Source organism: Devosia sp. (genome assembly GCF_036676215.1).
In the GTDB taxonomy this organism is placed as follows: Bacteria; Pseudomonadota; Alphaproteobacteria; order Rhizobiales; family Devosiaceae; genus Devosia.
On sequence record NZ_JAKFDJ010000171.1, the window covers coordinates 1 to 7,976 of the forward strand.

The 7,976-nt window shown below is 63.6% G+C and carries 8 protein-coding genes; 7 read left to right on the forward strand and 1 reads right to left on the reverse strand.

Annotated features, from left to right (window positions below; genetic code table 11):
* A partial coding sequence (locus V6M52_RS14665) for a L,D-transpeptidase (protein ID WP_332701547.1) occupies positions 1-193 on the forward strand: 193 nt, incomplete at its 5' end.
* 111 nt (positions 194-304) lie between these two features.
* On the opposite strand, the gene V6M52_RS14670 is transcribed toward V6M52_RS14665, so the two are convergent.
* On the reverse strand, positions 305-658 hold the full coding sequence (locus V6M52_RS14670; RefSeq protein WP_332691742.1) for a hypothetical protein: 354 nt from the start codon (positions 656-658) through the stop codon (positions 305-307).
* Between the two features lie 166 nt (positions 659-824).
* Between V6M52_RS14670 and V6M52_RS14675 the strand changes: the two genes are divergently transcribed.
* From V6M52_RS14675 to V6M52_RS14700, 6 genes are all read left to right on the forward strand, one after another.
* Complete coding sequence (locus tag V6M52_RS14675) at positions 825-1,415, forward strand: hypothetical protein (protein WP_332691739.1); 591 nt, start codon at positions 825-827, stop codon at positions 1,413-1,415.
* 206 nt (positions 1,416-1,621) lie between these two features.
* Positions 1,622-3,142 (forward strand): methyl-accepting chemotaxis protein, encoded by a 1,521-nt coding sequence (locus V6M52_RS14680; protein WP_332701548.1) that lies wholly within the window; start codon positions 1,622-1,624, stop codon positions 3,140-3,142.
* Between the two features lie 42 nt (positions 3,143-3,184).
* Positions 3,185-4,033, forward strand: a complete 849-nt coding sequence (locus tag V6M52_RS14685) for a CheR family methyltransferase (protein WP_332701549.1) — start codon at positions 3,185-3,187, stop codon at positions 4,031-4,033.
* A complete protein-coding gene (locus V6M52_RS14690) occupies positions 4,030-5,079 on the forward strand; it encodes a protein-glutamate methylesterase/protein-glutamine glutaminase (RefSeq protein WP_332701550.1) in 1,050 nt (349 codons plus the stop codon). Before V6M52_RS14685 ends, V6M52_RS14690 begins: the two co-directional genes overlap by 4 nt.
* A gap of 114 nt (positions 5,080-5,193) precedes the next feature.
* Positions 5,194-5,583, forward strand: coding sequence for a response regulator (locus tag V6M52_RS14695; RefSeq protein ID WP_046140872.1), 390 nt, complete (start codon positions 5,194-5,196; stop codon positions 5,581-5,583).
* A gap of 257 nt (positions 5,584-5,840) precedes the next feature.
* A partial coding sequence (locus V6M52_RS14700; RefSeq protein WP_332701551.1) for a methyl-accepting chemotaxis protein occupies positions 5,841-7,976 on the forward strand: 2,136 nt, incomplete at its 3' end.

A 7,976-nucleotide genomic window follows, 5' to 3' on the forward strand; every position in this document is an offset into this window, starting at 1 on the left:
TCCGCCGGGTCCGAATGGGCCGGTCGGCAGCGTGTGGATTGCGCTGTCCAAGCCGAGCTACGGCATACATGGCTCACCGGAGCCGGCGCAGATCGACAAGACAAGCTCGCATGGCTGCGTCCGCTTGACCAACTGGGATGCGGAGGAACTCGGCTCCATGGTGTTGCCCGGCGTCACCGTCGAATTCCTCTAGCACCTGGCGCGGAGGGTGCAGACGTGAGGGGGGGGCGTGGATGCCGCTTTTACGCAGCGGAAAATGAAAAAGGCGCCTGAAGCGCCTTGCACCAGCGGCCGGACGGGCGGACTAGAACAGTTCGGCGTCGCCGTGGCTCTGGTGGGCGGCGATGCCGGAAAGGGCCGGCACACGCAATTCGTCAAGCGTCAGGCTCGACCAGATTTCGTCATAGACGCTGTCGGGTGCGTTGGGCGGGAGCAGCGCGAACTGGCGAACCGCCAGAGCCATGTTGTGGCAGCGCTGCTCAATGCGGTCCTGGCCCTGCAGAGCCGTGACAATCATCTGGACGGCCTCGCGGACGGAAGGGTCCTGGCTCAACTGCCTGTCGGCAAGAAGTTGCAGCGCTTCCGTGATGCCTTCTAGCATCGACGCCGTCTGGCGCGCTGTCTCATCGAGTTCTCTCGCGAGTTTCTGCAGTGACATTTGAGATCAGATCCTAGCCCCGTTCAAATTACCCTATCCGACTATTTCTAAAGCTCTTCTTGCCGAGTTTGGCCTCGCGCGGGCGCTCGTGCAGCGTGGTTAGCAATTGGCTAACGAGTTTGCCGCTACGATCCGGTACTGGCGCTTGAAGGTTGCAACACGATAAATGGCACTGCCGAATTCCCTGCCACCCGAATTCGATCGCGGGGTGGTTACGACCGTACACCAAGGCGACTGTCATGTTTCCGATGCCGTGGACCTGACCTATTCGACCGTTCTGGGGTCGTGCATTTCGGCCTGCGTGCGCGACCGGGTGGCCAATATCGGGGGCATGAACCACTTCCTGCTGGCCGAGCAGTCCGGTTCCGCCAAGGACCGATATGGTGCCTCGGCCCGCTACGGCGCCTTTGCCATGGAGCAGCTCATCAACAAGGTGCTGAGCCGGGGCACGGGCAAGAAGTCCAATCTCGAGATCAAGGTTTTCGGCGGCGGCAAGATCAATTCGGCGCTCGATGATGTCGGTCGCAAGAATATCGAATTCGTCCGCCAGTTCCTCGCCGACGAAGGCTATATCGCCACCAGCGAGGATCTGGGCGGCACCTATGCCCGCCGCGTGCTGTTCAAGCCGCATTCCGGCCGGGCCTTCGTCAAGCGCCTCGATAGCGACGCCGGCGACAATGTGGCGCGTGAAGAAGCCGCGATCGCCAAGCGCCGCGTCATCGTACCCGCGCCGGTGGACGATATCGAACTGTTCTAGCGGCGAGCAACCCGTCGCAACAGTGTCTGGCGCATAGGAAGACAGAGGCCGAGTTTGTCCCGAAACGGGACTGGTATTTACCGTCCGGCAATCTGGCTTAGCAAAGTGTTACACTTTGGTGACGCCCTATAGACTTGGTTAACCATTGGGCGCCTAGGTTCGCGCATGTTGAACCCCCTATTGCTGATTTGCAGATCAGGCTCGCCATGCCCAATCTGCGCCTAGCGCTGATCGCGGCCGGTCCGTGGCTTGGCGCGGTGGCGTTGGCGGCAGGATTGCTGCCCAGCCTTGGCACGGGGCCAATATGGCTAGCCAGCGTGGCCGGCCTGATGCTGCTGGCGCTTGCGAGCGTGTTGCTCCTGGCCATCCGCCACGACCGGCAGGACAATCGCACGCTGGCAGCACTGGCCATGGCGGCCGGGCTCTGCGACCGCTCGGGGGAAATGCTCACGATCGACGGCATTGTCGGGCGATTGGGCAAGCGGCTGGAAAAGGCCCACCATTTCAAGGGCGCCATCGCCGCCCTGCAGCAGCCAGCGGTCGTCGTGGACGACCATGGGGTGATCCTGGCGGCAAGCCTGGGTGTGGGCAGAGTAGCCAAGGGCGCGGTCGAGGGCGCAACGCTCGATGCCCTGTTCGGGCCGGGTTACCTCAATGCCGGCGGTGGGGCGCCCGAAGAGACCATGGTGATGCTGGGCGGCAGCCGGTTCATCGTCAGGCGCCACCCCATCGCCACCGGGCGGTACGTGCTCGAACTGGTGCCTGCCGGCAGCTATATCGAGGACGATGATCTGGGTGCCTTTGCTGGCGCGCTGGCCGGCGGGCAGACCAGCTTTCGCTTCGAGGCTCGCGCCGCCGCGGCGAGACCGGTGCTAGCGGCGCTCAACAAGGGCATGGCCGGCATCGACGAAGGACTGCGCCAACTCGAAGGGGTGGCCGCTGGCGGCAGCGACCTGCCCGATGCCCTCGATGGGCCACTGGGCGCGTTGGCCATGCGGCTCGACGATTTCACCCGTGCGATGGTCGAGCAGGTTGACGAGGAACGAGGGCTGCGGACGGCGCTGGATGAGCGGCTGGCGGCAGTGGGGCGGTTGGTCGATGATTTCGAGCAGCGGGCCGCCCGCTTTGGTGCGCTTACCCAAGAAAGCCGCGATGATGCCGGCGCCATGGGCAAGGCCCTGGCCGATGGGGGCGGGCGGCTGCGCCAGGCGCAGGTCATTGGACGCGAGGCGCAGGATCTGGCCGGCGACCTCGATCAGGCCGTGCGCCGCACACATGCGCTGGTGGATGAAATCGACAAGATGACCGGCGAGATCGACAAGATGGTGCAGGCTATCGAGGATGTTTCCTTCCGCACCAACCTGCTGGCGCTCAACGCCGCCGTCGAGGCGGCCCGGGCGGGCGAGAAGGGGGCGGGCTTTGCCGTGGTCGCGGACGAAGTGCGCCAACTGGCCCAGATCACCAATCGGTCGGCCAGAGATATCCGCGCCGTGGTCAAGCGCGGCAGGGCGCAATCGGAGAGCGGGGTTCTCGAAACCCAGGCGCTGCAAAAAATGATTGCGGGCCTCGATGGTCATTTACGCAATCTAAGCAATGAAACCGATACGATCGTCTCGACACTGGACGAGGGTGAAGCGGCGCTACGGCGTCTCACCGGGCGGATGGCGTCGTTCGGCGAGACGGTGGAGCGGCATGCGCCCCCCCTTTCGCGACGAGCGCGCGCCTGACCCCAAGCCCTCGAAGCGGTTGGGTTGATTGGGGTGTGCCGCATGGAACAGGGGGAAATCTCCCTTAGCGATCGCGAGTTTTCGCGGATCAAGAGCCGGGTCTATCAGGTGGCCGGGATCTCGCTGAGCGACGCCAAACGGACATTGGTCATTTCACGGCTGTCCAAGATCGTGCGGGCACTGGGCCTGCCGAGCTTTGATGCCTATGTCGATTACCTGGAGCGCAATGGCAGTGCCAGCGACGGCCAGGACTTCGTCAACGCATTGACGACCAACCTCACCCGATTCTATCGCGAGGATCACCATTTCGAGCATTTGCGGTCCTTTGTCGGGGCGCTGATTGCCGAAAAGCCGCGCGGCAGCCGGCTGCGCATCTGGTCGGCCGGGTGCTCGACCGGGCAGGAACCCTATACGATCGGCATGGACCTACTGGCGGCGTTTCCCGAGCTCAAGCGCTGGGATTTCAAGATACTGGCCACCGATATCGATACGGCGGTCATCGCCAAGGCGGCGGCGGGCGCCTATCCGGAAAACGAACTGAGCGGGCTCAGCGCCGAACGGGCGCGGCACCTCGAAAAGGTGGGTGATGGCACGATCCGCATACCGGCCGCGGTGCGCGAACTGGTGTCGTTCAAGCCGCTCAACCTCATCGCGCCCAACTGGCCGATGAAGGGGCCGTTCGACGCGGTGTTCTGCCGCAATGTGGCGATCTATTTCGACAAACCCACCCAGGGCGAAGTGTTCGGCCGCTTCAGCAAGCTGATGGCGCCCGAGGGCTTCCTCTATATCGGCCATTCGGAAAATCTCGGATCGGGCGGCGACGGATTCCGTCTGGTCGGCAAGACCATCTATCAATCCAAGCAGAAACTGAACAAACGAGAAGCGGCATGAGCATCAAGGTCCTGGTCGTCGACGATTCGGCGCTGATCCGCGAAGTGTTGACGCGCATGCTGACGCGCGATGGCGATATCGATGTGGTGGGCACCGCCACCGATCCCATCGATGCACGCGAGAAGATCAAGACACTCAACCCCGATGTGGTGACGCTCGACATCGAAATGCCCAATATGAACGGGCTGCAGTTCCTCGAGAAGCTGATGCGGCTGCGACCCACGCCGGTGGTCATGGTGTCGACCCTGACCAAGAAGGGGGCCAGCGAGACCTTGCTGGCGCTGGAACTGGGCGCGGTGGACTTCGTGGCCAAGCCCAGCGCGGAATTCGAGGGCGGCATCGAGGCCTTCGGCGTCAATCTGCGTGACAAGATCCGCGCTGCGGCAAAGTCGGACGTTCGTGGCCGGACAACCGGCCGGGCCGAGGCGCCCAAGGTGCCGGTCAAGACTGCGGCGGCGCCTGCCGGCGCGCTCATCGCCATCGGCGCCTCGACCGGGGGCGTCGAGGCGATCCGCGCCGTGCTCAGCCAGATGCCGATCGACTGCCCGCCCATCGTCATCGCCCAGCATATGCCGCCGGGCTTCACCAGCCGCTTTGCGGCGCGCCTGGACGAAGTGTGCGGGCTGACCGTGCTGGAGGCGGAGGACCGGATGCCGCTCTTGCCCGGGCATGCCTATGTAGCGCGGGGCGACTATCATCTGCGCGTCGAGCGGTCATCGGGCCAGCTCAAGGCGCGGCTGACCCACGACGAGCTGGAGAGCGGGCATCGTCCCAGTGTCGATGTGCTCTTCGAGTCGGTGGCCAAGACCGTGGGGGCCATGGCGGTCGGCGCCATTCTCACCGGCATGGGCCGGGACGGCGCGCGGGGTCTCAAGATGATGCGCGACGCCGGCGCCTACACAGTCGGGCAGAGCCAGGCTTCGGCGCTGGTCTATGGCATGCCGCGCGTGGCCTTCGAAGAGGGCGCCGTGGTGGAACAGGCACCGGTTGAAGCCATCGCGGCGCGGCTGGCCAATGCTTTGGTGCGGCTGAAGTCGGCGGCCTAGCCGGTTCCGGCGCAATGCCAAGCTGCCGGTTGAGAGATTTGTAACGCTTGTTGCCTAGTGTTTCGGGGAAATCGGAGTCCACGGGCTCCCGTCGCCAGAAGGTGAATTACGATCATGCCAAAAGCCAGCGCTGTCAGCGTTCTCATCGTCGACGATCAGCAGTCCATGCGCGGTATCTGCAAATACATCCTGACCCAGCTCGGATTCAAGGACATCATCGAGGCCAAGAGCGGGCGCGATGCGCTCGGCAAGCTGGAAAAGGCCAATGTCGACCTGATCATCTCCGATTGGAACATGGAAGACATTGACGGGCTGACCCTGCTCAAGGTCATCCGCAAGCATCCGCGGACCCAGGCCATGCCGTTCATCATGGCGACGGGCCGCTCGGACAAGGAACAGGTCAAGGAAGCCATTTCCTTCGGCGTCAACAATTACATCATCAAGCCATTCGACGCCTCGACCATGAAGAAGCGTATCGAAGCGGTGATCGGCGCGCTGAGCTAACCCGTCCTTTTCATAGCCACCTTCGCAAGGGCCGTCCGAAAGGGCGGCCCTTGCGTTTTCCGATGCGCCAAAAATCAAGCGGGCAAATTGTGCGTAAGGAGTGGTTAATCGGCCAGCTGTATCGTTTGCAGAAGGCCGGTTTGCGTGCGGCCGCTTTGGGGGGACGATTGCCAGCCGCGCCGGGCACGGGGCGTGAAGATGCATGACATTTTTGGTGCATGCCGCAGGCGATCCGAAGGGAAGAGTTGGATTATTCAATGGGCTTTTTGCCGAGACTGAAGATTGCCCAGAAGCTGCCGCTGGTTCTGGTCGGTTCGGCGCTTCTGGTGAGCGCCGGCGTCGGTATCGCCAGCTATCTTATCGGGCTGAACACGGTGCAGGAGCAGCGCAACCAGTCGATGGAAGCCTCCCTGCATACCGCCGTCTCGATGGTCGACGAATATTTCCTCAGTGCGGAAGTGGACCTCAGGCTGTTCGTGCAGCGCTCGGACACTGTCGCGGCGATGAAGAATCTGACCCGCTCGCTTGACGAGTTGCGCATGGGGCTGGCCGAGCGCGCAGCAGTGCAGCTGCAGACAGCCTATGTAACGGAAAACCCGGAGCCCGAGGCGCGCCATCTGCTGGACAGCGCCAATGGCAAGGGCGCGACCTATGATGCGCCGCACAAGCGGTTCCATCCCGGCTTCCGTACGTTGATGCTGGAACGAAATTATTCGGACGTTCTGCTGATCAGCGCTGCGGGCGATGTGGTCTATTCGGTGGCCAAGAACACCGATTTTGCCACCAATGTGCTCACCGACACCACCAGCGGGCTGGGCCAGGCCTTCAACGCCGCCAAGGAGCTTGCCGAAGGGCAGGCGGCATTGGTCGACTACTCGGTATATGCTCCCACGGGCGTGGCCGAAGGTTTCATGGCCATGCCGGTCTATGACAAGGATGAGCGGACCGGCGTAATGGTGCTGGCTTTGTCCACCGACGTCCTCAGCGCCAAGATCTCGGCCCTGTCGGGCCTTGGGCCAAGCGGGGAAGTGGTGCTGGTTGGCTCCGACGGCCTGCTGCGCACCGAGTCGCCGCGGACCGAGGCGCCCGATGTGCTGCAAGCCACGCTGAACGCGGATGTCGTGACGCGCGCCATTGCCGGGGAAACCGGAGAAGGCACCAGCACCGACTATCGCGATGCGACCATGGTGGTGCGGGCCGGGCCGGTCAGCGTGGGCGGGATCACCTGGGCGGTCGCGGCCGTGCAGCCGGAAGAAGAGGCCCTCGCGCCGGTTATCAACATGCGCAACATGACGCTGCTGGTGGGGGGCGTGCTGCTCGCCATTGCAGCCGTGATCGGCTATTTCTTCGCCCGCTCCGTCAGCCGCCCGATCACCCAGCTCACCGGCACCATGCAAGCCCTGGCCGATGGCGATCTCGACATCGAGGTGCGCGGTGGCGATCGCAAGGACGAGATCGGCGCCATGGCGCGGGCCGTCGAAGTGTTCCGGGAAAATGGCCTCAGAATCGCGCAGATGACCGAGGCGGAGGCCGCCCAGATCATTCGTAGCCAGGCCGAGCGTGCTGCCATGATGCAGGATCTGCAACGCGCCTTTGGCGCCGTGGTGGATGCCGCGATTGCGGGCGATTTCACCCGGCGGGTGGATGCGGAATTTCCCGACGATGAGCTCAACACGCTGGCCCGCTCGGTCAACAATCTGGTGGAGACCGTCGATCGCGGCGTCAGCGAGACCGGCACGGTGCTGGCGTCGCTGGCCGATACCGACCTGACCAAGCGCATGGAGGGTCAGTATCACGGTGCCTTCGCCAAGCTGCAGGCCGATACCAATGCGGTAGCGGACAAGCTGACGGACATTGTCGGCCAGCTCAAGGACACCTCCGGGACCCTCAAAACGGCGACGAGCGAGATCCTGAGTGGCGCCAATGATCTCTCCGAACGTACCACCAAGCAGGCGGCGACGATCGAGGAGACCTCGGCAACGATGGAACAGCTGGCCTCGACCGTGTTGCAGAATGCCGAACGCGCCAAGGAAGCCAGCAGCGTGGCCTCGACGGTGACCCGGACCGCCGAAGAAGGCGGGCAGGTGATGCATCAGGCGACCGAAGCCATGGAACGGATCACCCAGAGCTCGGGCAAGATTTCCAACATTATCGGGCTGATTGACGACATCGCCTTCCAGACCAACCTCCTGGCGCTCAATGCTTCAGTCGAAGCGGCGCGGGCGGGCGATGCCGGCAAGGGCTTTGCCGTGGTGGCGGTGGAAGTGCGGCGGCTGGCACAATCGGCGGCCAATGCGTCATCGGAAGTCAAGGTGCTGATCGAGCAGTCGGCGGGCGAGGTCAAGGGTGGCTCCAGGCTGGTGCTCGATGCCGCCAGCAAGCTCGAGGCCATG

Excerpts from the sequence above, each read along its gene's own strand:
- V6M52_RS14670 (WP_332691742.1), bottom strand. The coding sequence starts at position 658 with ATGTCACTGCAGAAACTCGCGAGAGAACTCGATGAGACAGCGCGCCAG.
- V6M52_RS14675 (WP_332691739.1), top strand. The coding sequence starts at position 825 with ATGGCACTGCCGAATTCCCTGCCACCCGAATTCGATCGCGGGGTGGTT.
- V6M52_RS14680 (WP_332701548.1), top strand. The coding sequence starts at position 1,622 with ATGCCCAATCTGCGCCTAGCGCTGATCGCGGCCGGTCCGTGGCTTGGC.
- V6M52_RS14685 (WP_332701549.1), top strand. The coding sequence starts at position 3,185 with ATGGAACAGGGGGAAATCTCCCTTAGCGATCGCGAGTTTTCGCGGATC.
- V6M52_RS14690 (WP_332701550.1), top strand. The coding sequence starts at position 4,030 with ATGAGCATCAAGGTCCTGGTCGTCGACGATTCGGCGCTGATCCGCGAA.
- V6M52_RS14695 (WP_046140872.1), top strand. The coding sequence starts at position 5,194 with ATGCCAAAAGCCAGCGCTGTCAGCGTTCTCATCGTCGACGATCAGCAG.